This window comes from Muriicola marianensis, from assembly GCF_014638095.1.
GTDB classification, from domain to species: domain Bacteria; phylum Bacteroidota; class Bacteroidia; order Flavobacteriales; family Flavobacteriaceae; genus Muriicola; species Muriicola marianensis.
This window is the reverse complement of record NZ_BMFH01000001.1, coordinates 1-25,380: the sequence shown is the minus strand read 5'-3', so window position 1 is coordinate 25,380 and position 25,380 is coordinate 1. Positions and strand designations below refer to the sequence as shown.

29 protein-coding genes and 1 rRNA gene are annotated in these 25,380 nt (G+C 46.5%); 18 read left to right on the top strand and 12 right to left on the bottom strand.

The genetic code is table 11. The annotated features are described in order from the left end of the window. The first annotated feature begins 92 nt into the window (after window positions 1-92). Genes ribD through IEV19_RS00135 form a run of 4 tightly spaced genes read left to right on the top strand, consistent with a single transcriptional unit; the run spans window position 93 to window position 3,231 of the window. Complete coding sequence (ribD, locus tag IEV19_RS00150; RefSeq protein WP_188368685.1) at window positions 93-1,145, top strand: bifunctional diaminohydroxyphosphoribosylaminopyrimidine deaminase/5-amino-6-(5-phosphoribosylamino)uracil reductase RibD; 1,053 nt, start codon at window positions 93-95, stop codon at window positions 1,143-1,145. Next, window positions 1,138-1,746, top strand: coding sequence for an HAD family hydrolase (locus tag IEV19_RS00145; RefSeq protein ID WP_188368684.1), 609 nt, complete (start codon window positions 1,138-1,140; stop codon window positions 1,744-1,746). Before ribD ends, IEV19_RS00145 begins: the two co-directional genes overlap by 8 nt. Continuing rightward, window positions 1,743-2,606, top strand: coding sequence for an EamA family transporter (locus tag IEV19_RS00140; protein WP_188368683.1), 864 nt, complete (start codon window positions 1,743-1,745; stop codon window positions 2,604-2,606). The genes IEV19_RS00145 and IEV19_RS00140 overlap by 4 nt, the downstream gene beginning before the upstream one ends. 10 nt (window positions 2,607-2,616) lie before the next feature. Continuing rightward, entirely contained in the window at window positions 2,617-3,231 is a 615-nt protein-coding gene (locus IEV19_RS00135; RefSeq protein WP_188368682.1) for an IMPACT family protein, read from the top strand. A 16-nt stretch (window positions 3,232-3,247) separates the two neighbouring features. Here IEV19_RS00135 and IEV19_RS00130 read toward each other — a convergent pair whose 3' ends face one another. Continuing rightward, window positions 3,248-3,652 (bottom strand): acyl-CoA thioesterase, encoded by a 405-nt coding sequence (locus IEV19_RS00130; protein WP_188368681.1) that lies wholly within the window; start codon window positions 3,650-3,652, stop codon window positions 3,248-3,250. A gap of 200 nt (window positions 3,653-3,852) precedes the next feature. Between IEV19_RS00130 and dnaA the strand changes: the two genes are divergently transcribed. Genes dnaA through IEV19_RS00115 form a run of 3 tightly spaced genes read left to right on the top strand, consistent with a single transcriptional unit; the run spans window position 3,853 to window position 6,470 of the window. Then, entirely contained in the window at window positions 3,853-5,277 is a 1,425-nt protein-coding gene (gene dnaA, locus IEV19_RS00125; protein WP_188368680.1) for a chromosomal replication initiator protein DnaA, read from the top strand. Between the two features lie 5 nt (window positions 5,278-5,282). Further along, entirely contained in the window at window positions 5,283-5,732 is a 450-nt protein-coding gene (locus tag IEV19_RS00120) for a low molecular weight protein-tyrosine-phosphatase (RefSeq protein WP_188368679.1), read from the top strand. Window positions 5,733-5,741: 9 nt separating this feature from the next. Beyond that, complete coding sequence (locus IEV19_RS00115) at window positions 5,742-6,470, top strand: SAM-dependent methyltransferase (protein WP_188368678.1); 729 nt, start codon at window positions 5,742-5,744, stop codon at window positions 6,468-6,470. Between the two features lie 35 nt (window positions 6,471-6,505). Here the strand turns inward: IEV19_RS00115 and IEV19_RS00110 are convergent, their stop codons facing one another. The 4 genes from IEV19_RS00110 to dapF form a co-directional block, all read right to left on the bottom strand. Beyond that, a complete protein-coding gene (locus tag IEV19_RS00110) occupies window positions 6,506-7,102 on the bottom strand; it encodes a hypothetical protein (RefSeq protein WP_229732432.1) in 597 nt (198 codons plus the stop codon). A gap of 186 nt (window positions 7,103-7,288) precedes the next feature. Continuing rightward, window positions 7,289-8,326, bottom strand: coding sequence for an endolytic transglycosylase MltG (gene mltG / locus IEV19_RS00105; protein ID WP_188368676.1), 1,038 nt, complete (start codon window positions 8,324-8,326; stop codon window positions 7,289-7,291). Beyond that, the gene (locus tag IEV19_RS00100; protein WP_188368675.1) at window positions 8,317-8,850 is read right to left on the bottom strand and encodes a GNAT family N-acetyltransferase; all 534 of its coding nucleotides are present in this window, start codon (window positions 8,848-8,850) and stop codon (window positions 8,317-8,319) included. Before IEV19_RS00100 ends, mltG begins: the two co-directional genes overlap by 10 nt. Then, window positions 8,847-9,620, bottom strand: coding sequence for a diaminopimelate epimerase (gene dapF / locus IEV19_RS00095; RefSeq protein ID WP_188368674.1), 774 nt, complete (start codon window positions 9,618-9,620; stop codon window positions 8,847-8,849). The genes IEV19_RS00100 and dapF overlap by 4 nt, the downstream gene beginning before the upstream one ends. Before the next feature lie 124 nt (window positions 9,621-9,744). Between dapF and IEV19_RS00090 the strand changes: the two genes are divergently transcribed. The 6 genes from IEV19_RS00090 (at window position 9,745) to rplS (ending at window position 15,129) form a co-directional block, all read left to right on the top strand. After that, entirely contained in the window at window positions 9,745-11,142 is a 1,398-nt protein-coding gene (locus IEV19_RS00090; protein ID WP_188368673.1) for a trypsin-like peptidase domain-containing protein, read from the top strand. A 122-nt stretch (window positions 11,143-11,264) separates the two neighbouring features. Beyond that, window positions 11,265-12,716, top strand: a complete 1,452-nt coding sequence (locus tag IEV19_RS00085) for a glyceraldehyde-3-phosphate dehydrogenase (protein ID WP_188368672.1) — start codon at window positions 11,265-11,267, stop codon at window positions 12,714-12,716. 117 nt (window positions 12,717-12,833) lie between these two features. Next, a complete protein-coding gene (locus IEV19_RS00080; protein WP_188368671.1) occupies window positions 12,834-13,454 on the top strand; it encodes a tRNA (guanine-N1)-methyltransferase in 621 nt (206 codons plus the stop codon). A 38-nt stretch (window positions 13,455-13,492) separates the two neighbouring features. Next, window positions 13,493-13,939, top strand: coding sequence for a GNAT family N-acetyltransferase (locus IEV19_RS00075; protein WP_188368670.1), 447 nt, complete (start codon window positions 13,493-13,495; stop codon window positions 13,937-13,939). Window positions 13,940-13,968: 29 nt separating this feature from the next. After that, window positions 13,969-14,643 (top strand): tRNA (guanosine(37)-N1)-methyltransferase TrmD, encoded by a 675-nt coding sequence (trmD, locus tag IEV19_RS00070; protein WP_188368669.1) that lies wholly within the window; start codon window positions 13,969-13,971, stop codon window positions 14,641-14,643. Window positions 14,644-14,778: 135 nt separating this feature from the next. Then, window positions 14,779-15,129: a 50S ribosomal protein L19 gene (rplS, locus tag IEV19_RS00065; RefSeq protein WP_188368668.1), complete on the top strand. Its 351-nt coding sequence runs from the start codon at window positions 14,779-14,781 to the stop codon at window positions 15,127-15,129. Between the two features lie 72 nt (window positions 15,130-15,201). Here rplS and rocD read toward each other — a convergent pair whose 3' ends face one another. From rocD to IEV19_RS00050, 3 genes are all read right to left on the bottom strand, one after another. Continuing rightward, window positions 15,202-16,488 carry an ornithine--oxo-acid transaminase gene (gene rocD, locus IEV19_RS00060; protein WP_188368667.1) on the bottom strand — a complete coding sequence of 429 codons (1,287 nt, stop codon included), beginning with the start codon at window positions 16,486-16,488 and terminating at the stop codon, window positions 15,202-15,204. A 113-nt stretch (window positions 16,489-16,601) separates the two neighbouring features. After that, window positions 16,602-16,988 carry a DUF6768 family protein gene (locus IEV19_RS00055; RefSeq protein ID WP_188368666.1) on the bottom strand — a complete coding sequence of 129 codons (387 nt, stop codon included), beginning with the start codon at window positions 16,986-16,988 and terminating at the stop codon, window positions 16,602-16,604. Window positions 16,989-16,993: 5 nt separating this feature from the next. Beyond that, a complete protein-coding gene (locus IEV19_RS00050) occupies window positions 16,994-17,536 on the bottom strand; it encodes an RNA polymerase sigma factor (protein ID WP_188368665.1) in 543 nt (180 codons plus the stop codon). Window positions 17,537-17,650: 114 nt separating this feature from the next. Between IEV19_RS00050 and rlmD the strand changes: the two genes are divergently transcribed. The 3 genes from rlmD to IEV19_RS00035 are packed head-to-tail and all read left to right on the top strand — an operon-like array spanning window position 17,651 to window position 20,376. Further along, a complete protein-coding gene (rlmD, locus tag IEV19_RS00045) occupies window positions 17,651-19,066 on the top strand; it encodes a 23S rRNA (uracil(1939)-C(5))-methyltransferase RlmD (RefSeq protein ID WP_188368664.1) in 1,416 nt (471 codons plus the stop codon). A 1-nt stretch (window position 19,067) separates the two neighbouring features. Then, a complete protein-coding gene (locus IEV19_RS00040) occupies window positions 19,068-19,613 on the top strand; it encodes a DUF6452 family protein (RefSeq protein WP_229732431.1) in 546 nt (181 codons plus the stop codon). Then, a complete protein-coding gene (locus tag IEV19_RS00035) occupies window positions 19,594-20,376 on the top strand; it encodes a DUF6048 family protein (protein WP_188368663.1) in 783 nt (260 codons plus the stop codon). Before IEV19_RS00040 ends, IEV19_RS00035 begins: the two co-directional genes overlap by 20 nt. A gap of 34 nt (window positions 20,377-20,410) precedes the next feature. Here IEV19_RS00035 and IEV19_RS00030 read toward each other — a convergent pair whose 3' ends face one another. Beyond that, complete coding sequence (locus IEV19_RS00030; RefSeq protein WP_188368662.1) at window positions 20,411-21,574, bottom strand: THUMP domain-containing class I SAM-dependent RNA methyltransferase; 1,164 nt, start codon at window positions 21,572-21,574, stop codon at window positions 20,411-20,413. A 78-nt stretch (window positions 21,575-21,652) separates the two neighbouring features. On the opposite strand from IEV19_RS00030, the gene IEV19_RS00025 reads away from it, so the two are divergent. Both IEV19_RS00025 and IEV19_RS00020 read left to right on the top strand, forming a co-directional pair. Then, window positions 21,653-22,324: a ZIP family metal transporter gene (locus IEV19_RS00025; protein ID WP_188368661.1), complete on the top strand. Its 672-nt coding sequence runs from the start codon at window positions 21,653-21,655 to the stop codon at window positions 22,322-22,324. Continuing rightward, window positions 22,325-22,753, top strand: a complete 429-nt coding sequence (locus IEV19_RS00020) for a DUF4268 domain-containing protein (protein ID WP_188368660.1) — start codon at window positions 22,325-22,327, stop codon at window positions 22,751-22,753. Here IEV19_RS00020 and trhA read toward each other — a convergent pair. The 3 genes from trhA to rrf all read right to left on the bottom strand — a co-directional run bounded on the left by trhA (window position 22,750) and on the right by rrf (window position 25,247). Next, entirely contained in the window at window positions 22,750-23,382 is a 633-nt protein-coding gene (gene trhA / locus IEV19_RS00015) for a PAQR family membrane homeostasis protein TrhA (protein ID WP_188368659.1), read from the bottom strand. The genes IEV19_RS00020 and trhA overlap by 4 nt on opposite strands. Before the next feature lie 15 nt (window positions 23,383-23,397). Continuing rightward, on the bottom strand, window positions 23,398-24,738 hold the full coding sequence (locus IEV19_RS00010) for an amidohydrolase family protein (RefSeq protein WP_188368658.1): 1,341 nt from the start codon (window positions 24,736-24,738) through the stop codon (window positions 23,398-23,400). Window positions 24,739-25,135: 397 nt separating this feature from the next. Then, window positions 25,136-25,247, bottom strand: a 5S ribosomal RNA gene (gene rrf, locus IEV19_RS00005). Window positions 25,248-25,380 lie beyond the last annotated feature (133 nt).

The following is a 25,380-nucleotide window of genomic DNA, read 5'->3' as shown; positions in this document are numbered from 1 at the left end:
CTTAAATGCAGACCTCGCCCAATGCTGACAGCACTTCTGCTGTCCTTTTACGGACGCATTCCGATTCGCTTTTTTAATCCTATTTTTGCTGGGTGAAGATACACGAAAAATATATTCTCAGGTGTATAGAACTGGCTAAAAACGGGCTGGGAACCGCAGCTCCCAATCCCATGGTGGGGTGTGTGATCACCGTTGATGACCAGATCATCGGAGAGGGGTTTACCAGTCCCTATGGAGGCCCTCATGCGGAGGTCAATGCCATCCACGCAGTATCTGATAAGAAACAGCTTAAAAAAGCTACGCTCTACGTTAGCCTGGAACCCTGTTCGCACTATGGCAAGACCCCTCCATGTGCAGACCTGATCATCAGCCACGGAATACCCCGTGTAGTCATAGGGCTCAGGGACCCGCATGATAAAGTGGACGGCAAAGGAATTGAGAAATTGCTGGCTGCCGGAGTAGAAGTAACCTGTCCTGTACTTGAAATGGAATGCCGGGAGGACCACAGGCGATTCCTTACCTTCCAGGAGAAGGGTCGCCCATATGTACTTCTTAAATGGGCAGAAAGTGCGGATGGCTATATCGCCCCGAAATCCGACATTCGTGAAAAGGAGCCAAAGCCTTACTGGATCACAAACCGTTACTCCCGTCAGATGGTTCATCAGTGGCGAACAGAAGAACAGGCCATCCTTGTGGGCACAACTACCGCCATGATGGACAATCCGGAACTCACCCCTAGAACCTGGGTAGGCAAAGCCCCCCTGCGGGTGGTGATCGACAGAAAATTGAAGATCCCCGGGAACTACCATATCTATGACAATAAAGCGAAAACCCTGATCCTGACAGAAGAGGGGCCGGGTCCCGAAACTACCCCTGGAGTTGAGTATTCGACCCTCGATTTCTCAGAAAACCTGCCGAAGCAGATCTGCAATCGGCTTTACGATCGCCAGGTCCAAAGCGTAATCGTCGAGGGTGGGGCCAAAACTCTTAAATCTTTCATCGAGGCCGGGCTTTGGGATGAGGCCCGTATTTTTAAAGGTCCTGGATCACTAGGGAGCGGACTTAAAGCTCCTGCTATTAAAGGTAAAGAGCTAAGCAGAGAACAGATCGGGAATGATCTCTTAAGGATCCTTAGAAATGATTAAGAACCTGCTATTCGACTTCGGTGATGTCTTTATCAACCTCGATAAAGAGGCTACGCTCAGAAAGCTGGGTGAAGCGGGTTATACAGAGATCAGTGCAGAGTTGTACCCGCTGATCTTTCAATATGAAAAGGGCCTGATCGCCACCGATGAATTCACCACCAGGGCTATGAATTACTTCCCGGGTTTAGAGAAAGAGGAGCTCGTGAAGGCATGGAATGCGATCATCCTTGACTTCCCGGAGTATCGCTTGGATTTCATCCGGGATCTGGCATCCCGGGACAACTATCGATTGTTCCTGCTTAGTAATACCAATAGCCTTCACATAGAAAAAGTAAAGGAGAAGATGGGTGAAGAGAGGTACTCTGTATTTGCGTCTTGTTTTGAGAGGTTTTACCTCTCTCACGAGATCGGGATGCGCAAACCGGAGCCCGAAGTATTTAAAATGATAAAGGAACAGAATGCACTTGTTACCTCTGAGACGCTCTTTATAGATGACACCCTCGAACACATAGAAAGTGCGGCGCGCCTGGGTTTCAGGACCTGGCATCTGAAAGTAGGGACGGAAGAGGTAATCGATCTGTTTAAAAAAGTATCCGGATGACAGATCTCGCCCTCAGCATTCTGTGTTCCAGTTTGATCTTTGTGATCTTTAAGCTGTATCCCCGATTTCAGGTACAGACCCTCTATGCGATCATCTTTAATTATATGACTGCTTGCCTGGTAGGCTTCACTTTGATGGAAGACTTCCCGGATATCACCCTGATCCCCTCTTACAGCTGGTTCCCGGGAACCGTGCTCATGGGTGTGCTGTTCATCATCATCTTCAACCTCATGGCCCGAACCTCTCAAGTACTAGGGGTTTCCGTGGCCTCAGTGGCTACAAAAATGTCCCTGACCATACCGGTTGTGCTGGGAGTCCTCATTTACGGAGAAGAGATGGGGATGCTGAAAATGGCCGGAGTGATCCTTGCACTCTTTGCGGTCTATTTCAGCTCTCTTAAAAATAAACACCTTCCCTTTAACAGGCGTTTGCTCTATCTCCCTGCCCTGGTTTTTCTCGGTTCCGGGATCATTGATGCCAGCATACAGTACTTCGAACAAAATGTATTATCTGCGGGAGAATTCCCCCTGTTCTCCTCTACGGTATTTGCCAGTGCCGCTTGCTGCGGGCTTATTTACATCTCTTTTCGGGCTACACGTGAAAAGATAGTGATAGCTCCCCGCAGTATCCTGGGCGGGATCGCCCTGGGTGTCCCCAATTTCTTTTCGATCTATTTCCTTCTTCGTGCCCTTCAAAATGAAGTGCTGAACAGCGCTTCTGTATTCACGATCAACAATGTCGCCATCGTAATGTTCTCTACCCTCCTGGGGATCATCCTGTTCAAGGAAAAGCTCAGCGGGAGGAACTGGGTTGGGATCGGACTGGCCGTATTGAGCATCATTTTGGTCGCAGCCTTTTGAGCAATAACATATGGACATACATCAATACAGAACATTAGCAGCACCCATAGAAGGCGTAATCCTAAAGGAGAAAAAGAGCAAGTTCATGGGTTACGCCTTTCCTGTCTCTGATGAAACTGAAATAGCCGAGATCCTAACCCGTTTGAAACAGGAACACGGAAAGGCTAACCATATATGCTATGCCTGGCAATTAGGCGCAAACCAGAAAATATGGCGAGTTAATGACGATGGTGAACCAAAAAACTCAGCTGGTATGCCCATCTTCGGACAAATTCAGGCTTTCGAGCTCACTGATATCCTCCTTGCAGTCGTGCGTTATTTCGGAGGAACCAAACTGGGGGTGGGCGGACTCATCTCGGCCTATGGCGCAACCGCCCGTCTTACTCTGGAGGAGGGAAAGATCATTACCAGAACCATCATGACGGAGGTGTTCATACAATTCGATTACGAACATGTACACAAGGTGATGCAATTGATAAAACGTAATCAGATCGGGATCAGGTCGGAAGAAAATGGACTGAGGGCTGGTTATACCCTGGATGTTCCGATCAGTCGGTTTGACAAGGCCCTGCGACAATTCAGGAATATTCCCGGTGTTGAGGTGAGGCATTCTCGAAGTAAATAGCTACCGTGCGGTGAAGTTATACTGAATTCAACTTCTCCAGGATGGCCGGCGGACATTTGACCGGTTTTGAGGTACGCATATCCATAAAGGCAAGGACAGTGTTCGCAGTGACCAGCAGTTCGTCCTTTTCGTTCCTGATCTCATAGTCGAACTCTATCTTGACGACCGGGGTTTTGGTAAGTTTTGTGACCACAGTGAGCAGGTCGTCATAAGTGGCAGATTTTCTGAAATGCATTTGTAGAGAAATTACAGGCAGCATGATCCCGTCTTTTTCCATCTGTTTGTAGGAAAATCCAAGGGAGCGCAACCACTCTACCCGACCCATCTCCAGGTACTGGGCGTAATTGCCGTGGTAGACCACTCCCATCTGGTCTGTTTCTCCGTATCTTACTCTGAAAGAAAATTTGTTTTGATGCCCCATTTATCGGTTAAAAAGGCTATATTTAAGACTGGGTGAAATCGACCTGGAACATGAGAAAAAAAAAGGATAAATTCAACCTCAAATCATTTTTTTTTTAGCTTTTTTGTTCACATATTTGTCTCACTCAAGAAGGCAGATTTTCCGCTCTGCTTTTGACCAACTGGCTTGAATCACTAACCGACAAAGAGAGTTTTTTTACAATGAGTGTAACTGCTAATTCCGTATGGAACAATTGTTTGGCATTTATCAAAGATAACATCCAACCGCAGGCATTCAAAACATGGTTCGAACCGATTAAGCCGGTAAAACTTTCCGAAAAATCTCTGAGCATACAGGTTCCCAGCAAATTCTTCTACGAATGGCTGGAGGAGCATTATGTGAAGTTGCTGAAAGTGGCACTTACCAAGGAATTGGGTGAACAGGCCAAGCTGGTCTATATCATCAAGATGGAGAACACCTATGGTAACAAGGAGCCTTTCACCGAACGCATTCCAAGCGCCAACCGGGGCAATGTAAGTGCCCAGGAGATGGATGTGCCTGTTAAGTCGAAGAACCCGGAACTCAAAAATCCCTTTGTGATCCCGGGGATACGCAATATCAAGATTGAATCCCAGCTGAATCCCAACTACAATTTTGACAATTTCCTGGAAGGTGATTCAAACCGTCTCGCGCGATCTGCCGGGATGGCCGTAGCGAATAAACCCGGAGGGACCTCTTTCAATCCCCTGCTCATTTTCGGCGGGGTCGGGCTTGGCAAAACGCATCTCGCCCATGCCATTGGGGTTGATATCAAAGACAAGTACCCTGAACGCACCGTACTGTATATTTCGGCTGAGAAATTTACACAACAGTATATTGAGTCTGTCAAAAAGAATACACGGAATGATTTCATACACTTCTACCAACTGATAGATGTGCTGATCATAGATGATGTCCAATTCTTTTCAGGAAAATCAGGGACTCAGGATGTGTTCTTCCATATTTTCAACCATCTGCATCAGAACGGAAAACAGGTGATCCTTACCTCTGACAAGGCGCCCGTTGATATGCAGGATATCGAGCAACGTTTGCTATCCCGTTTCAAATGGGGACTTTCTGCAGAATTGCAAAACCCCGATTACGAAACCCGTATATCCATCTTAAAGAACAAGCTTTACCGCGATGGGGTAGAAATGCCGGATGAGATCGTTGAATACGTCGCAAAACACATCAAGACCAATATCAGGGAATTGGAAGGTGCCATTATCTCGCTGATCGCCCAGTCGTCCTTCAACAAAAGGGAAGTGACCCTTGAACTGGCTCAGCAGGTGGTGGAGAAATTCGTCAAGAATACCAAGAGGGAGGTATCAATAGATTACATCCAGAAAGTGGTTTCCGATTACTTCGAAATGGACGTGGCCACCCTTCAGTCCAAGACCCGCAAAAGGCATATCGTCCAGGCCAGGCAACTCGCCATGTTCTTTGCCAAGAAATTCACCAAGGCTTCTCTTGCCAGTATAGGTTCCCAAATAGGAAAAAGGGATCACGCCACGGTACTCCATGCTTGTAAAACAGTAGACAACCTGGCGGAAACTGATAAACAATTCAGGAAATACATTGATGACCTGACCAAGAAGTTCTCCTGAACCGTATGAAAACAAGGGTGCTCATGGTATGTCTGGGAAATATTTGCAGATCTCCATTAGCAGAAGGTATACTCAAATCCAAGGTAGACCCGGCACGTATCGAGGTAGATTCTGCAGGTACCGCAGGTTATCACGTGGGGAACCCTCCGGATCCGAGGTCTGTAGCTGTCGCGAAAAAATACAATATCGATATCAGCACCCAACGCTGCCGCAGATTTAGCAGGGCCGATTTTGATCGTTTTGATCACATACTGGTCATGGACAGGGCAAATTACAGGGATGTCTACGCCATGGCGGAAAACGAAGCCCAGAGGGGAAAAGTTCGTTTACTCCTGGAGTGCACAAATTCAGTGCCACAAGAGGTACCCGACCCTTATTACGGAGGTGATGACGGATTTGAAACTGTTTTCAGGCTGATCGATGAGGCATGTGAGCGCTTGATAGAGGAACTATAGAAGTAAGTAATGAACGACCCTCAAATTCCAAAAGGAAGACTTTACCTGATACCAACTACACTGGGGGATACGGCTCCCCTAGAGGTCCTTCCTATATCGATCAAACAAGCCATTGAAGAGATAGATCACTATATCGTGGAAAATGAGAAAACGGCCCGCCATTTTATAAAAAACATCGCCCCCCGGAAATCACAACCCTCCCTTCATATAGAACAACTGAATAAGTTTACCGAACCGGAACTTATCCCTTCATTCCTGGATCCCTGTTTACAGGGCTTTAACGTCGGAATACTGTCAGAAGCCGGGAGTCCGGCTGTGGCAGACCCGGGTGCCGAAGTGGTCAGACTGGCTCATCAGAAAAATATAAAGGTAGTCCCCCTGGTCGGTCCCTCTTCCCTTATTCTCGCCCTTATGGCCAGTGGACTGAATGGCCAGAATTTCAGTTTTCACGGGTATTTACCCATAGATACGCAGGACAAAAAGAGAGCGTTAAAAGCCATGGAGAAGGACTCTCGCCAAAAGAATCAGACTCAACTGTTTATAGAAACCCCTTACCGGAATGACAAACTGTACGAGGACCTGGTAAAAACCCTGGCTCCCTCCACCCTTTTGTGCATAGCAGCAGATATTACATTGGAGGGTGAATTCATAAAGACAATGACGGTTGAGGAATGGAGCAAAACATCAACACCAGAATTACACAAGAAACCCGCTATATTCCTGTTTCTCGCACAGTGAATTTAAAGCGGGTTTTGTAAACCGTTTATGCTCTCTTAAATTCTTGGGTTTCTTACTGCTTTGATAGATGATACATCGTAGCCCGAGAATTGCTCCAGGTAATGAAAAATAGAAGTGCCGTAAGCATCTTCAACATCCCATTCCCCATAGGATCTAAGGAATTTCTTGACATTGCCAGGGCCTGCCAGGTGAGCGGCAGCGAGGATTCCGGACTCCGTGATCTCAATACCCTTGATCCTTTTGCCGGAGAACCTCTGAATGTCTTTCCGGAGGATCCACTTATTCCGGGCCAAATTGGTTCTGAAAACTTTTTCCTGCAGGGTAGGGTCATTCAGAAATTTGGTGGCATTGTACACGCCCATCAATTGGAGAGTTCCTACTCCGAACTGATATTTTCCCAGATAACCCAAGGTGTTGATGGTGAAATAATCTCCTTGTGATTCTTTGAAAGCAAGCGCCTCCTTAAAACCTACAAAGGAACTGCCCAGAAAGGGCGGTACAACCATTGCAGACTGCATAATGGTCCTGTCTTTGGGGAACAGAACCGGCGTAGGTTCTTTAACTCTAAGCGATTCCGGCACCTGTACCAGGATATTTGGTGAGGTCCCAAAACTCGTTAAAATTAAAATCATGATAAGAGGACAACTTAACGATATCCACTTTCTCATAGATGTGTTTTCTTAAGACTGACAGTCCCCTAGGGGACTTGCTTAAATTTCACAAAGCAAAGATATAGCAGCTTTTTTCTTACAGCCCTATGATTTCCAGAGTTTTGTGATATTTTTAGGACTAAGCGTAAATTTTAACCGATAAAATGCTTATCTGTTAATATTTTGGCTATTTATCCAACGGACGTATTGCGCTTTATTGCGGTTGTGTTGCGCAAGATTTTCTGCGAATTTGTGATAGCCAAAGTTCTCAACATCGGCCACAAAGTAGAAGTATTGGTGGTCTTCAGCATTCAGGACCGCATCAATTGATGAGATATCGGGCATGGTGATGGGACCCGGGGGTATACCGGGATAGCGATACGTATTGTATGGGGAATCGATGGTCAGGTCTCTGTAGAGCACCCTACGGATGATCGTATCGAAGTTATTCAATTCTTTTTTCAGCGCAAATATCACGGTGGGATCGGCCTGCAGGGCCATGCCCCGTCTTATCCTGTTTAGATAAACACCGGCAATCCTGGGTCTTTCATCCACTTTCGCACTTTCTTTCTGGACTACGGAAGCCAGTGAGATAACCTCCAGTGGGCTAAAACCAATAGCTTTAGCTTTTTGAAGGCGATCATCATTCCAGAACCGATCGTATTCCCTTACCATTCGATCCCTGAAATCCTGAGCAGAGGAGTTCCAGAAGAATTCATAGGTGTTTGGGATATACAATCCCAAACTGGTATCCTCATTGAGGTCGCGTTGCCTGAGAAACTCCTTATCCGTGAATGCTTCAAGGAGGGAAAGGCTGTCTGCCTCGATCTGCATGGAGATCCTCCCGGCCAGGAAAGGCAGGGATTCCTGGTTGTTAAAAGAAACCTTCACCGGGGTATTGCCACTGCGAAGTGTATTCACGATCTCATTATTGTTCATCCCCTTCCTGAGGACGTACTTCCCCCCTTTGACACTGTACTGTTTTCGATCTGCTACTGCACGGAAGGCATCCACATCCCTTAACAGGGGTTGCAGGAGCTGCTGCAATTCGATCATATCAGCGTCTGACGGTATGTAGACGTATGCCTCTTTGTTCTCAAAGGCAGTGTTTGGTGAAAAAAAGGTCGTATATACATGATAAACGAAAATCCCACCTCCCAGAATTCCCAGGAGTAAAATGGCCAGTACGATCCTTTTTATATACATGATGGGTTGAATTTTTGATACAGGAATTGATCCTTAAATGCTCCTTGCCACCGGACCCAGTCCTTTTTGGTGGCCGTTTTAACGTATCCGGATTTTTCAAATAATCTCATACTGGCATCGTTGTTCTCCAGCACATGGGCATATACCTGCCTGACATTAAGTGCATTAAAGGCGTAATCGGTGATGAGTTCTACCGCCTCGGCCCCCATTCCCTTATTGCGGTCCTCCTCTGCCAAGATGACCAGCCCAAGTCCCACACGAAGGTGCTTGGGATCAAAATCGAACAGGTCGATGAGTCCTAAAAGGTCGCCGCCCAAATTGCAGATGGCCATCCTCAATTGTTTGACTTCGTAAATGTCTCGATGGGCATTTTCCAGATACTGCTTCAGTACATGTCTGGAATACGGCTGCTGTGTGCCGCTGACCTCCCATAGCCGCGTATCGTTTTCAAGGAGGTACAGAAAATCAAGATCCTCCGGCTCCAGGGCACGCAGCACCACCTTTTTCCCTTTTAGTTCTATCATTTTACCACTCCTTTAAAAACAAAAGTAGCCGGACCCTGAAGAACCACTCCCCCATAACCTTTTTCCTCCGGCTGGAAGCTTATTTTTAGGTCACCTCCCCTTGTTCTGATATGCACTTCTGTAGATTTCGTATAGCCGGCGTAATGCATGGCGATAGCCACGGCCGTTACTCCGGTCCCACAGGAATAGGTTTCATCTTCCACTCCCCTTTCATAGGTTCTCACGGCAAAAGTATCAGGGCCTTCCTGTTCTGTAAAGTTGATGTTGCTCCCACTCTCACCATAAATACCGTAACGGATCCTTCTACCCTCTCTGAACACTTCAAATTCCTTCAGATCTTTCACCAGCTGCACATGATGAGGAGATCCTGTATCTAGAAAAAAGGCGTTCTTTTTCGTGGTGACCTCTTTTACATCAGACATGCCCAGGGCCACCTGATCTCCGGAAATCGAAGCGTGATGGAGTCCGTCAGTGGCTGAAAAACTTGTCGTATCCCCGATGATCCCGAGGGAATGGGCAAATGCAACCAGACATCTGCCACCGTTGCCGCACATGGTTCCAGGCTTACCATCCGAATTGAAATAAACCATCCTGAAATCTGCCGACTTGTCATTTTCCAATAGCAGAAGACCATCCGCACCAATGCCAAATCGTCGGTCGCAGAGCCTGGCCACGAGGTTGGTATCGTTTTTGGGGAATTTATTTGGACGATTATCAAGGATGATAAAATCGTTTCCCGTACCCTGATATTTGGAAAAATGATAGTCCATTGCAGAAATCAAGGTACAAAGATAGGACATTATTTAAGGTATTTTTAGCAGTTAAAAAGGCGTTAAATGGTCCTGGGTAAACCGGGACATCTTATAATTTTAAAGTGAATAAATAAAATAGATTATGAAACGAATTACGAGTTTACTATTGGTGGCCATCTTCGGTGGACTCATCACCTTAGGAGGCTATAAATTACTTTTCGAAAAAGGAAATACGACCTATGCCTGGGAAGAGGAAATGCCCGTGTTTCAAACGAGCAACAAACCGGTTTCCAGTGCAGGTGCAGGAATTGATGCGGTAGACTTTACCACAGCAGCTGAGAATACAGTTAACGCCGTGGTTCACGTCAAGAATCTGACCATCAGCAAAGCCGCTCCGAGTTTCTTCGATTTCTTCTACGGATCGGAAGCCAGACAGGTTCCCCAGGTGGGCACCGGATCCGGAGTGATCATTTCCCCGGATGGATATATCGTGACAAACAACCACGTCATCGACAAATCGACCGAACTACGGGTCACCCTGAACAACAATAAAACCTATGACGCAGAACTCATAGGCACAGATCCCAATTCGGATATCGCCCTGATCAAAATACAAGCAGACAGGCCTTTGCCCTACCTGGCTTTTGGAGATTCGGACAATACAAAAGTGGGCGAATGGGTGCTGGCTGTCGGAAATCCCTTCAACCTCACCTCTACCGTAACAGCGGGAATTGTGAGCGCCAAGGCCAGGGCACTGGGCCGGTCTGACCAGTCCTTTATCCAGACAGATGCAGCCGTGAACCCCGGAAACAGCGGAGGTGCCCTTGTCAATACCAACGGGGATCTCATTGGTATCAATACCGCTATCACTTCCCAAACCGGATCTTATGTTGGGTATTCCTTTGCAGTGCCCAGCAACATCGCCAAAAAAGTAGTTGAGGACATCCTGGAATACGGAAATGTTCAAAAGGGTATGCTCGGCATATCGGCTCCGTCTGTAAATACCCCCTACGCCATCGAAAACGGGATTGATGAAATCGAAGGAGTCTACATTGAAAATGTAGAGGAAGAATCAGGGGCAGAGGATGCAGGATTGGAAGAAGGTGATGTGATCAAGCAGATCGACGATATCAAGATCCGCAGATTTGCCGATCTGACGGGATATATTTCTACAAAAAGACCTGGAGACGAAGTGCAGGTCACTGTTGATCGAAACGGAGAACGCCTGGAATTTCCGGTCACGTTGAAAGAAAGACAATCCCTTATCGTACCGGTAATGGGATTATCAGTAAAGAATCTGACCGAAAAAGACAAGAAACTTTATAAGGTTAATAAAGGTGTTAAAATCACAGGGGTACCCGAAATTTACCGCAGGGACGGACTCGAACTTGTAGATAACGTAATCTTGGAAGTCGATGGAGAACCTATTGACGACATACAGGATGCCCGTATCGAATTCAGCAAGATCTCCCGTAGAGGGAAAACCGTGATCACCCTACTTAATAAAGATGGGGAGCGGGAGAGACTAATCTTTCAGTAGGTCCTCAAGTCATAATAAATTTCAATAAGCGCATCTGTTCGGATGCGCTTTTTTAGTCGCTCATACTTGTGCGAAAACGTTTGAAATCTATACTTTTGCAAAAAATTTAAACAACCGCCTCAATGAACAAAATTTCAACCTATGAAAAGGAGTTGGCCTTTCAGGCCGATCGCAGAAAAGCGTCCACGGAATTTATCAAGATCATCAGTGACCTTTGGTACGACCGTGCCATAGAAGTGGTCCTGTTCAAGAATCAGATCATTGACAAACCCGTCAGTGAAATCATCAACCTGCACGAATACGCCGGGGAATTTGTTCAAAAACCTATCTCCATCTTTGATTCTGTGGAGATCCTCCGAGCCATCGAGGACCTGAAACTTCCTCCCTCAAAACTAGACATTGGTAAGCTGACTTACGAGTATCACTCAGAAGACGAAGGTCAGTACAACAACGTAAAGGCATTCGTGGTAGACAAATTAAAGGATGCCAGGAAAAGCAGGGAGATTGAACCCAAGGACGTGATTCTCTATGGTTTTGGTCGGATTGGCAGACTGCTAGCCAGGGAACTCATGGCGAAGACCGGAAAAGGGAATCAGCTCCGGCTGCGCGCTGTGGTCACAAGGGGTGAGCTCACAGCAGAGGTTCTCGAAAAAAGAGCGACCTTGTTGCGAACCGATTCTGTACACGGGCAATTTAGCGGGACTGTCGAGGCCGATTTTAAAAACAAATCCCTGGTAGTAAACGGCACGACCGTGCACATGATCTCTGCGAATGTACCTGAGGAGGTAGACTATACTAAGTTTGGCATCAATAATGCCCTGGTCATCGACAATACGGGCGCGTACAGGGATGAAAAATCCCTTTCCCGCCACCTGAAGGCAAAAGGGGTAGAAAAGGTATTGCTTACAGCCCCGGGGAAAGATGTGCCCAATATTGTGCACGGGGTCAACCAGCGGGAATTTAATCCGGATACCACTAAGATCTATTCCGCTGCCTCCTGTACCACTAATGCCATTACACCCATCCTAAAGGTGGTCGAAGATTCGCTGGGGATTGTTAAAGGACACCTGGAGACCATTCACGCCTATACCAACGACCAGAACCTGGTAGACAACATGCATGGCAAGTACCGCAGGGGACGGGCTGCTGCCCTGAATATGGTGATCACGGAGACCGGGGCAGGTAAAGCCGTTGCCAAAGCCCTTCCCAGCCTGGAGGGAAAACTTACCTCCAATGCCATAAGGGTACCTGTTCCCAACGGGTCGCTAGCCATTCTGAATCTGGAAGTAAACAATACTACTTCCAAGGAAGGCATCAACACCATCATCAAGAAATACGCCCTGGAGGGAGATCTGGTGGAACAGATCAAGTATTCCCTGAGCAATGAATTGGTTTCCTCGGATATCATCGGGACCTCAGCCCCGGCTATTTATGACAGCATGGCGACGATCGTCGATCCGGGGGGTAAGAATGTGGTTTTATATGTCTGGTATGACAATGAGTACGGATATGCCCATCAGGTGATCAGACTGGCGAAATACATCGCAAAGGTGAGACGGTTTACGTATTATTAGGAAGTACCGGATTTTTCTTAAGGAATATGATCCTTATCCAGAATTATTTCGTACTTACTAATATTAGAGGTAATTTAGCTAAACCTGAATCGAAGTTAAACCCAAGAACAATCCGAAATGAAATATTTCAGACTTACCCTGGTCGTTATGGTTCTCCTGTTAGGTTTCCAGGCCTTAGCCCAGACAGATGACAGCAATGAGCAACCTTCTCTGGAAGGCGGGACCATCAATTCACAGTTCGAGTACATATACGATAAATCGGGCAATTACAGGGCTGAAGGAAGAAGGTACGAAGTAGTTAGAACCATCAACCTGGATAAACTGAGACAAAATGTGATCGATTCCCTCAATGCAGCAAGGGCACAGGCGCAGCAACTGCAACAGGTGATCACAACCCAGGAAAGTACGATCGCTTCCCTGAACTCGACCCTTGAGGAAACGACTAAAAACCTCAATTCGGTCACAGAGGAAAAAGACAGTATGTCCCTGGTAGGGGCCCAGGTCTCCAAGGCCACCTACAACGTCGTCATGTGGACCCTGATCGCGGGGTTGTTCCTTCTGCTGCTGTTATTCATCTTTAAGTTCAGGCAGAGTAATGTTCTCACTCAGGAGGCCAAAAGCAGTCTGGCCGATCTGGAGACTGAATACGAGGACCACAGGAGAAGGGCTCTGGAAAGGGAACAGCGCATTAGCCGGCAGTTGCAGGACGAGATCAACAAATACAGAAAATCCAAATAAGCAAAGCTCCCCTCAGGGAGCTTTTTTATTAGAATACTATGTCTATTTCTACAAGAGTAGCTACGGAGGCAGACTTACCTGTTCTGATCGATTTACTGGATGCCTACAGGGTCTTTTATAAGCAATCCACCGATAAGGGCGCGGCCAGACTTTTCCTCGAAGCTAGGTTCCGGGAAAGGGATTCTGAGATATTCCTGGGTGAGGTCGATGGTACTCCGGTTGGGTTTGTACAGCTTTACCCCAGTTTCTCTACAGTTTCGTTGAGGCCTGTATTTATCCTGAACGACCTATATGTAATGCATTCAGCCAGAGGATTGGGCGTGGGTGCCGCGCTGTTGAAGAAAACCCAGGATTTTTGCACTTCACGAGGCTACAAGGGACTGGCCCTGGAGACGGCCGTGGATAATCCGGCTCAAAAACTTTACGAAAGACTTGGCTGGAAAAAGGATATGGGCTGTTTTCACTACTTTTGGAGCGCACCCTGATCAGTTAAGACAGACCAGCAATTCTCAAAATGCGCATCGATATCATTACGGTAGTTCCGGAGATCCTCAAAAGTCCGTTTGAAGCCTCCATACTTAAGCGTGCCATTGAAAAAGGGCTCGTCGAGGTACATGTCCACAATCTCAGGGACTATGCAGAGGGAAATTACAAACAGGTAGATGATTATCAATTCGGCGGTGGGGCCGGGATGGTTCTGATGATAGAACCCATAGATAAATGCATAGCGGAACTCAAATCTCAGAGAACGTACGACGAGGTAATCTACCTCACACCAGACGGGAAGACACTCGATCAGAAAATGGCCAACGCTCTTTCCCTCCTGGGCAATATGATCATTCTCTGCGGACATTACAAAGGAGTGGATCAACGGGTGAGGGATACGATGATCACCAGGGAAATATCCATTGGCGACTATGTGCTTTCCGGTGGTGAACTGGGTGCTGCCGTGCTGTGTGATGCCGTGATCCGTCTGCTTCCCGGCGTGTTGAATGATGAAACCTCCGCCCTGACCGATACCTTTCAGGACAACCTCCTCGCCCCACCGGTTTATACGAGGCCGAGGAATTATAAAGGCCTGGAAGTGCCGGAGATCCTGACAGGAGGAAATACCAAGGCCATTGAGACATGGAGGGAAGAACAGGCTTTCTTACGAACACAAAACCTCAGGCCCGACTTATTAAAATAGGACCATAGCCTGCAGAAAAATTCGACAGAAATCCTTGTTCGTATAAATTAATAGACTATTTTTGCAGTCGTTAAAATCAACCTCTGACGATCTCCGTGAACGTTGGTTTTATTAAATTTAAAATCAAATACTTAGATGGAGCCGTTAATCAAATTTGTTCAGGACGAATTCGTTACAAAGAAAGAGTTTCCGGAATTCTCAGCCGGAGATACAATCACGGTGTATTACGAGATTAAGGAAGGTGAAAAAACACGTACCCAGTTCTTCCGGGGCGTAGTGATCCAAAGAAGAGGAACCGGAGCTTCTGAAACTTTTACTATTCGCAAGATGTCCGGTACGGTTGGTGTTGAAAGGATCTTCCCGATCAACATGCCTGCTTTACAGAAGATCGAAGTGAATAAGAAAGGTAAGGTAAGACGAGCCAGAATATTCTACTTCCGAGGTCTTACCGGTAAAAAAGCGAGAATCAAAGAAGTACGTTCGTAAAGAGCTTCAAACAGATAGAAAAACCCTAACAGTTGTTAGGGTTTTTTATTTGCCGTATTGGGTCCGAAGGATTTATTCCATTTTCGCCTCGAAATCGAGAATCGTCTCGCGAATTATGCGGATACACTCCCGGAGTTGTTCTTCTGTCATGACCAGGGGTGGCGCAAACCTGATGATATTCCCGTGGGTAGGTTTGGCCAGTAACCCATTCCTTTTCAGAGCCATGCAGATATCCCAGGCAGTAGAACTGTCCTCTGAATCATTGATGACGATCGCATTGAGCAGGCCCTTGCCCCTGACCAGCCTTACCAGGGAAGATTCCCTGACCAGTGCGTTCATCTCTTCCCTGAAGATCTCCCCTAGTCTTTCTGCGTTCTCAGCAAGCCGCTCCTCCTTTACCACTTTAAGGGCTGCCATAGCGACGGCACAGGCCAAGGGGTTCCCCCCAAATGTGGAGCCGTGGTTACCGGGACGTATCACTTCCATGATCTCAGTATTCGCCAGGACGGCAGACACCGGAAAGACGCCTCCAGAAATGGCCTTGCCCAGGATTAGGATATCGGGTTTTACTTCCGGAGTGCCGCTGCAGCTCTTATCCGCACAGGAACAATTCCCACAGCTGGCCAGCAACCTACCAGTCCTGGCGATCCCCGTCTGTACCTCATCAGCGATAAGCAGTACGTTCTTTTCTTTGCATAAGGCATGGGCAGCTGCCAAATACGAGTCGTCGGGCACATAAACCCCGGCTTCTCCCTGAATGGGCTCTACCAGGAACCCGGCTACGTTCGGATCCTCAAGAACTTCCCGTAAAGCATCGATATCATTGTATCTGATAGAGGTGATTCCCGGGGTGAACGGACCAAAGTTTTCGGTCGCTATCGGGTCATTGGAAGCCGAGATGATAGAAATGGTCCTGCCGTGAAAATTGTTCTGACAGACAATGATCCTGGCCTTGTTGTCCGGTATACCCTTTTTCTCGTACCCCCATTTTCTCGCCAGTTTAATGGCAGTTTCCACGGCCTCTGCCCCCGTATTCATCGGCAGGACTTTATCGAAGCCGAAGTAGGAGGTAATATAGCGCTCATAAATACCGAGCATATCGTTATAAAAGGCACGTGAGGTAAGGGTCAGCTTTTCAGCCTGCGTCTTTAACGCATTGATGATCTCGGGGTGACAGTGCCCTTGGTTGACCGCTGAGTAGGCTGACAGAAAATCAAAGTACTTCTTCCCTTCAACATCCCAAACAAATACTCCCTCGCCCCTGCTAAGTACTACAGGCAGGGGGTGATAATTCTGGGCTCCAAATTTTTCCTCCAGGGCTATAGCCTCTTTGGAACTTAGTTTTTCCAGGACAGACATGTTAAATTGAATTAAGTAAAACTTAAGCTATTCCTTCTTCGGGAGAGAAATCATCCAATGCAGGGTATAAAAATATTAAATATTGGACAATCCAAGGTTATATTTCCCAGACCTTATTGATCTAATTTATGAAGCAGGGCCGCTATCTGAAGTTCGATACGTTTGAGTTCCCTTCTGATATCGTTCTTGTCCATTTGCATCCAGAAGTACAGCTTTAAAATACCAATGGCCATTACAGATAAGATACTCACAACCGCCCAGCGTATCATTGCCAGCATTTCAGGGGAGTTCCAAAAAGATATTATCGAATACACAGCAAGAACGGCTAAAAGAAGCATGATCACGTTCATCACAAGGGCTAACCAGCCTAACTGACTTTTATACACCTCGCTGAGTTTTTGTAGGACCGGAGGCTCATTTAAATCCTCATAGAACTGTGCTTCCTGATCTGACAGGGCTTCCCTTATCATCTTGTCAATTTCTTCCATTTCTTTTTTCATGATCTTTATTTTAGAACGGTTTTTAATTTTTCCCGCGCGTGATACAACCTCGATTTTACGGTGCCAGGGGATATTTTCAATATTTCAGATATTTCTCTCAGAGAATATTCCTGGAGATAAAAAAGCCGTAATACCATTTGATGATCGGTTTTCAGTTCCTCAATTGCCAATTTGAGTTTAAGCAACAATTGTTTGCGCTGATCGCTCTTGGTCTCTGTTGCTCCCGGAACTCCAGATCTCCCAATTTCCTTTTTCCTTCCAAGTTCTTTTTGTTCTTTTTTTAGCACATCCACTGATTGCCTGGTCACTATGGTCATCATCCAGCTTCCAAATTTATTGGGATCCTTAAGCCTATGTATTTTTCTCATGGCCTTAATCCAACTATCCTGTACAATATCTTTTGCCGATTCTGCATCACCTGTATACCAACGTGCCTGGCTTAAAAGACGCTTCTGATGGCGTTTAATTAAAATATCCATTGCTTTTTGATCGCCGCCCTTGAACTTAAGCACCAGTAATCCGTCAAAAATCCTGTCGAGTTTTTCCATGGGTTACTTTATAGACGGAAGCTTTTATAAAAGGTTCAAATTTCTTTCGGAATACCTAAAAATAAGCCAAAGAAAGGATCCGTGATTAAGCCGGGGGTTTAGTATTTTTGCCTCATGCGTAAAAAGAACAAAAGGCAGGTCTTTGAACAGGTAGAAGTAGTCGATGCCGGGGCCAGGGGTAAAACCGTCGCCAAAGCGCCAGACGGTAGGGTCATTTTTATACAAAATGCCGTTCCGGGGGATGTCGTGACCGTTCAGACCACCAAAAAAAGAAAAGCCTATTTCGAGGGTGTGGCCACGCATTTCCACCACCTAAGTGACAGGCGCACGGAGCCTAAATGCAAACATTTCGAAGTATGCGGGGGCTGTAAGTGGCAGCACATGGATTACGAAAGCCAGCTGTATTACAAGCAACGGGAAGTGGAGAATAACCTGAAACGCATAGGACATCTTGATTTTCCGGAGATTCTCCCCATCCTGGGTTCTGAGAAACAGTTCTTTTACCGCAACAAAATGGAGTTTTCCTTTTCGAATTCCCGATGGCTTTACGCCCACGAACTCGAAGGGGATACACTAATCGAAGACAAGAATGCACTCGGACTCCATATCCCGGGCATGTGGGATAAGGTACTCGATCTGGAAGAATGCCACCTGCAGGCCGATCCTTCTGATGCGATAAGACTTGAGATCAGGCGATTTGCCACTGAGAAAAATCTCCCATTCTTTAATCCAAGGACGCAGGAAGGGCTTTTAAGGACCCTGATGATCCGCACGAGTTCCACTAAAGAACTCATGGTGCTAATTCAATTCGCCAGAGAAGAAGCTGAGTCCAGGGAACTTCTCCTGGATCACATTGCTAATACATTTCCCGAGATAACATCTCTGTTGTACGTCATAAATACCAAAAAGAACGACACACTCTACGATCAGGAAATACTCTGTTATAAGGGTCGGGATCATATCTGGGAGACCATGGAGGGGCTCAAATTCAGGATCGATGCAAAATCCTTTTACCAGACGAACTCCGACCAGGCCTACGTCCTTTATAAGCTTGTGCGGGAATTGGCGGGATTGACTGGAAAGGAACTGGTTTATGATCTTTATACGGGTACGGGCACAATAGCTCAATTTATCGCTGGGAAAGCCAAAAAAGTAATTGGCATAGAGATCATTCCCGAGGCGGTTTCTGCCGCCAGGATCAATGCGGAGATCAACAGGATACACAACACTGAATTCGTCAGCGGGGATATGAAAAAGGTACTGGACGATTCCATCGTCAAAAAATACGGTATCCCTGATTTACTTATCACAGACCCTCCCAGAGAAGGGATGCACAAGGAGGTCGTCGATCAGATCCTGAAAATGGGACCTGCAAAAATTGTCTATGTGAGTTGTAATAGCGCCACCCAGGCCAGGGATCTTGCCTTAATGGACGAGGTGTATGAAATTTGCGCAGTGCAGCCCGTCGACATGTTTCCTCAGACCCATCACGTAGAAAATGTCGTACTTTTGAAAAAACGCAAAGCCTAACATGAAGAGCGAATCCAGGCTCCGGATCCAAACTGAGATTTGGTATAAATTTTCAATTTTCTCTTTGATTGCCATCCTGTTTTCATCATTTTTCCTTTCCTGCGAAAAGGATGATATCTGTGTGGAAGGAGACACCCCACTTCTCATCATTCGTTTCTATGACATCTCAGACACCACTGCTGTTAAAGCTGTCACTAATCTCCGGATCATAGGGATCGGGAATGGAGGACCGGTCGACACGTTCTCAGACAGGTCTACCCGGGATTCCGTGGCACTACCACTGCGGATTAATGAAGTTGATACTGAGTTCCTGCTTATTCAGAACTCAGCCGGAGAGGAAGGCGCAGAGACCGGGAACATCGATACCCTCCGGTTCAATTACACTACAGAAGAAGTTTTCATTTCAAGGGCCTGTGGTTTTATCGCTAATTACAACGATCTTACTGAGGATCTTGTCACAGATTCGGAAAATTGGATACAAAGTATCACTATTGCATCCCAGTCAGTAGATTCACAACTCCAAGCACATGTTAAAGTATTTCATTAAAGGTCTGCTTCTGCTGGGGTGTATCCCTGTTTTTTCACAGTCAGGGCCGATTGACCTGAGAGCCAGAGATACCACCCGTTACAGTCAGCCGTATGGGCTAAGGGCCGGGATAGACCTGAGCAGGCCCGCCCTTTCCTTTTTCAACGAAGACTACACAGGGCTGGAGATCGTGGCAGATTACAGGCTTACACAGCGACTTTACCTTGCCGGAGAGCTGGGCAATGAACAAAAGACGAACAGGGAGCAGCTGGAGAATTTCGACCTGTCGGATCCTACCCTGCTATATGAATACGAAACATCCGGAAGTTACATCAAGTTAGGAGTCGATTACAATACATACGAGAACTGGTACGGGATGAATAACTCTATTTTTATTGGGGGACGCTATGCCTTCAGTACTTTTAGTCAGACCCTGAACTCTGCCTTTGTATACGACAGCAGCCGTTACTGGGTACCCAATGCTTTTGCGACAGGGAGCCAGGACGGAGTGGAATACGGCGGACTCAACGCTAGCTGGCTCGAATTCCTCGTAGGGGTCAAGGCCGAGCTTTTTGCCAATTTCTATCTGGGGGCCAGCGTCAGGTTGGGCTTTCTCGTGAGCAATAAAGAGGCAGATAATTTTCCCAATCTTTGGATTCCCGGATTCAACAGGGTTACGGACGGGAGTAATTTTGGAGTGGGTTATAACTACAGCATCACATACTTTCTACCCCTCTACCGCAAGGCGAAAAAAGGGAATTCCGAGACTTCTCCTGCCAACTGATTGCATTAAAGATAACGTCATATTCCCCTTAATATCAGGATGTTGTCTTGTATTTAGCCTTTTTACTGCCCTCGTAAATGGCATATTTCACCAATCGCGATTCCAGGTGGCTATTGTATACCTTGATCTTTGCGGAAGGTCTGAGTCCGACAAACTTGAGGGCTTCCAGGTTGGAAGTGATTAGCCAGGCATCCGTGCCCGGATAGCCCCTTTTTAGAGTATTTCCTATATGAGTATAAAACTCTTCCATTTCAACCGGAAGTCGCTCTCCATACGGTGGATTAAAAAGCAGGTGCAGATGACGTTCGGTAGCCTTTTGCGAGAGAAAGAAATTTTTTTGTTCTATCTGTATATAATCAGACAGGTTAGCATTGGCCACATTTTCCCTGGCTTTTTGAACCGCAGAAGGCGCTTTGTCATATCCGGTGATGCTGAATGGAAATTCTCGAACCTTATTAAGGCTACTCGCAATGATCTTTTCGTAAAGTGAAGGATCGAAATCTTTCCATTTTTCAAAGGCAAATCCCTTTCTGTTGATGTTTGGGGGAATATTGCAGGCGATCATGGCTGCTTCGATGGGGATGGTACCGCTTCCACACATCGGGTCCAGGAAATCGCATTGTCCGTCCCACCCACTGAGCAAGAGCAGGCCGGCTGCCAATACCTCATTGATAGGTGCGATATTCGTGGCTGTTCTGTAACCCCGATGGTGAAGGGATGCCCCTGAACTGTCGAGGGACACGTTGCAATGTTCTTTGTGAATATGAATGTTAATGCGCAGGTCCGGATTTTCGAGGTCCACGCTGGGCCTGCGGCCTTTTCTGTCCCTGAAGCTGTCTGCAATGGCGTCCTTGGTCTTCTGGGCGACGTACAGGCTATGGGAAAAAGCATCAGAAAAGATGGTAGCATCAATGGCGAAGGTATCATCTGCAGTGAGATAAGGACTCCAATCCATCGCATAGATCCTCTGGTAGAGATCATCCTCATTCTTAACCTTGAAATGCTTAATGGGTTTGATGATCTTAATCGCGGTCCTCAAGCAAAGATTTGCTTTATACATAAAGCCCGTATCCCCTTCGAAGGAGACATTGCGAACTCCCGGGGTGACATTGATCGCACCCAGATTCCTCAACTCCCTGGCCAGGATATCTTCGAACCCGTATAGGGTTTTGGCTACCATCCTGAAATTATTACTCATAGTATTTCTGTGATAGCCGTAAAAATACACTAATTTTATAGCAGATATGATAAGGCCGATGATAAAGGCCCTATGCGCATGCACTATTTTTTCCTTATCCTAACTGTTCTTTTTTGTTTTGGTTTCGTAGCTATTGCGGAACCGCGCAAATCTTCGGGATTACAACTCCTCCTTTCATTTAGCGGGGCATTTTTACTCGCTCTGACGATCTTTGATCTTTTTCCCGAGGTTTATTCAGACTCGGAACCCAAATCTATCGGCATCTTCATTATTCTGGGATTCCTGCTTCAGATCGTGCTGGAACTATTTTCTAAGGGGGCAGAACACGGGCATGTTCACCTGGATTTTGAAAGTACGACCTTTCCCTGGATGTTATTTATCAGCCTCTGTATCCATTCTTTCATGGAGGGTATCCCTCTGATCGATTCGAGCCCCATCTTTTATGGCATTCTGATCCACAAGGTTCCCATAGCCATCATTTTGAGCATGTTTTTACTCAACTCCAAACTAAAAACTTCCTATGCCGTTGGCTTCATTCTTGTTTTCTCCTTGATGACCCCACTGGGCAGCCTGCTGTCTAGTCAGCTCGAATTTATCAATCAGTACCGGCCTCAGATCACGGCTATCGTGATCGGAATTTTATTGCACATAAGCACGGTGATCTTATTTGAAAGTTCCAAGGAGCATGTTTTTAATATCCGAAAGCTAGGGGTCATCTTCCTTGGCTTTATAGTAGCATATTTTATCTAGATGTTCTCCAGAAAGGAATCCAGGCAACTCAGGGAACAATTCTGGATCGCCTTTGGCAAATCATATCCCCGAAGATGGAGATTATACCGGACCGGGATAACGGGCGTGGATCTCAAGTTTCATTTCGATCTCAAAAAAGCAATGGTCTGCCTGGATGTGGAAGGAACGGACCCAAAACGAATCAATGATATTTGGGACAGGCTGATCTCATTGCAGACCATCCTGAGATCGGAGTATTTGACAGATGCGATTTACGATCCTGAACATTTGCTGGAAATCGACAAGCGAATAAAAAGGATATATGTAAAAAAGGAGGGAGTATGCATTCACGATAAGAATACATGGCAGGAAGCCATGTTATTTCTGAGTGATAAAATGTCCATTTTGGAAGACTTTGTACTGGAATACTCTGAGATCATCGATCCTTAAAAGACATCCACATAGATCAGGAGCCAATGACTGATCGCACCTCCCAGGACAAAAAGGTGCCATATAAAGTGATTGTAGGGGATTTTCCGAATTGCGTAAAATACGATACCAAGTGTATAGAATCCGCCTCCGAGGAACAGCATTGTTATTCCAAATGTAGTCAACTGATCCCAGAGAAAGGAGAAGTCGACTACGATCAACCAGCCCATTACAAGGTAAAGAAGCAGAGAGAGGTATTCCAGTTTTCCTGTATAAAAGATCTTAAAAAGGGTCCCTATAAGAGTGATTCCCCAGACGATAAGAAAAAGAGTCATCCCCTTCGAGTCTGAAAGGGTAAGAAGGGCTACCGGCGTATAAGTGCCCGCAATAAGGAAATAGATGCTGATATGGTCCAGCACCCTTAACCTGCGCTTGATATGCGGGTCATCCACTGAATGGTAAAGGGTAGAAGCGGTAAAGAGCAGTACAATACTAGTGCTGTAGATTACAATACTCCAGATTTCACGTGAATTGGAAGGATCGTGAACCTGCCAAAGCAGATAGGCCCCGATAACACCCAGCAGGATACCCAGGCCGTGTGACAGGGCATTGAGTCTTTCTTCCTTGTGGTAAAGAGCCGTTTTGGACATGACGGTAAAGATCGATTACTTATATCTCGTTCCCCGTTTTATGACCATATCCACATCCTGTAGAAGGCTGATATATCTCAGCACATCTCCATTTACGGCAATAATGTCTGCATATTTACCCGGGGTGATAGTCCCCACATCATCAGAAACGCCCATCCAAAGTGCCGGCCAGTAGGTCGCTGCCCGAATTGCGTACATTGGGTCGATGCCAAATTCATTGACCCAAACATCGAGCTCATTCCAAGTGGATTGACTGTGGAATTTCATGGGTATCCCGCTATCAGTTCCCACAAGCAGGACCACTCCGGCGTCCATGAGCTGCCTGATCTTGGTGCGGAGAGTGGGCTTTCTGATGGGTGTCAATTGAAAATATGGAAGCTGATCCGGATGTTTTATACTATTTCGAATATCTGTCACCACCGAGTCAGGCAAGCCCAAATGCCATGAATCATTATCCAGTTTTTCCGGGTTATCCCTGACGTATTTATAATTGTAAAGCCCTTCAACGGTAGGGCACCAAAAAAGGGGGCCTAGGTTCATCTGGGCGGTACGTTCACGGATCATCTCCATGACATCTTCGGGATAAGCAGGCGCTGAGGACAGTCCGGTATGTTCGAAACAGTCGACCCCAACCTGCAATCCCCTCCTTATTTCCTCCGGTCGGTGTCCGTGTGCCACCACTTTCAGATTGTATTTATGAGCTTCATCTACTACCGCTTTTAATTCTGCCATGGTCATCTGATCCTGGTCGATTAGTTTTATGACATCTACTCCGGCTTTGGCGAGCTTTTGAATTTTTCGCTTTCCATCTTCTGGCCCGTCAACTCCCCAACGAAAATCTTCGGTGCCCGGATAGGGTTTATGTTGGATAAAGGGGCCTGAGACATATAGGGTGGCACCGGGGATTTTCCCTGAGTTGATCGCATCCCTGACGGCAATACTGGCCTCTAAGGGAGCTCCAAGATCGCGGGCACTTGTTACCCCGGCCATCAGGAGTTGGTGAGCAGAGGCCGGCATGATAACATCCTCAAATAGAGGAGGATAGGTTTTATCCCAATAATCATAATCAGCATGGCCATTGATCATGGTATGCACGTGCATGTCCCATAGGCCGGGAAGGACGCTCATCCCTTCGGTGGAGATCACTTCTGCATTATTTGGGACAGGTGTATTGTCCTGGTTACCTACGGCCAGGATGCGTTCGCCCTGGATTATTATCACACTGTTCTGTATGGGATCAGAGCCATAACCATCTATCAAAGTACCACCGACAAGGGCTTTCACGGGTGCTTCCTGTGCCCTATGAAGAAGGCCAATGAGAACGAGGGATACAAAAAACAGTAGTTTCTTGTTCATGGAGATATAAGTTTGAAATAAATATACCACAATTGGCATCAACTGCCGTTAGCCCTGCATAAGTTCCTGTTTTATTCTTTCATTCCGGGGAATTATCTTTTAATCAAGGGGGAATAGGGACGTATGTCCCCCGGGGGTAAGACTATGTATAGGGTGCCAGGTTTCAATACTCTTGGGTACTTACTTTCAAGATCTCAATAAGCTTTGGACCAGAGGCAGTTTGCCAGAATACTTTTCTGCTTTTGTATTTCGGGATGAGAAGTTATTTTGTAATCAAGGGGGAATAAGGACGTATGTCCCCCGGGGGTAGGATGTAATATGGACTTGGGACCTTACCTTTGACTCACTTGAGGTAACTCCAAAAAAAATCCCCCACATTGCTGTGAGGGATTCTTAAAAAAGGCGGCGACCTACTCTTCCACCTGGTGTGGCAGTACCATCGGCGCTGACGGGCTTAACTTCCCTGTTCGGAATGGTAAGGGGTGGACCCCGTCGCCATGGCCACCTGAGCCTTGTTGTGAAGGGTGAATCTCACCTACTTCACGGTATATCTTAACATAAAGGGACAGGGTTTGCAAAGAGACGAATTTTTATCTTCTAAAGAGTCTTCAGGTGTGCAGTACACACTTGTCTTAGAGCGCA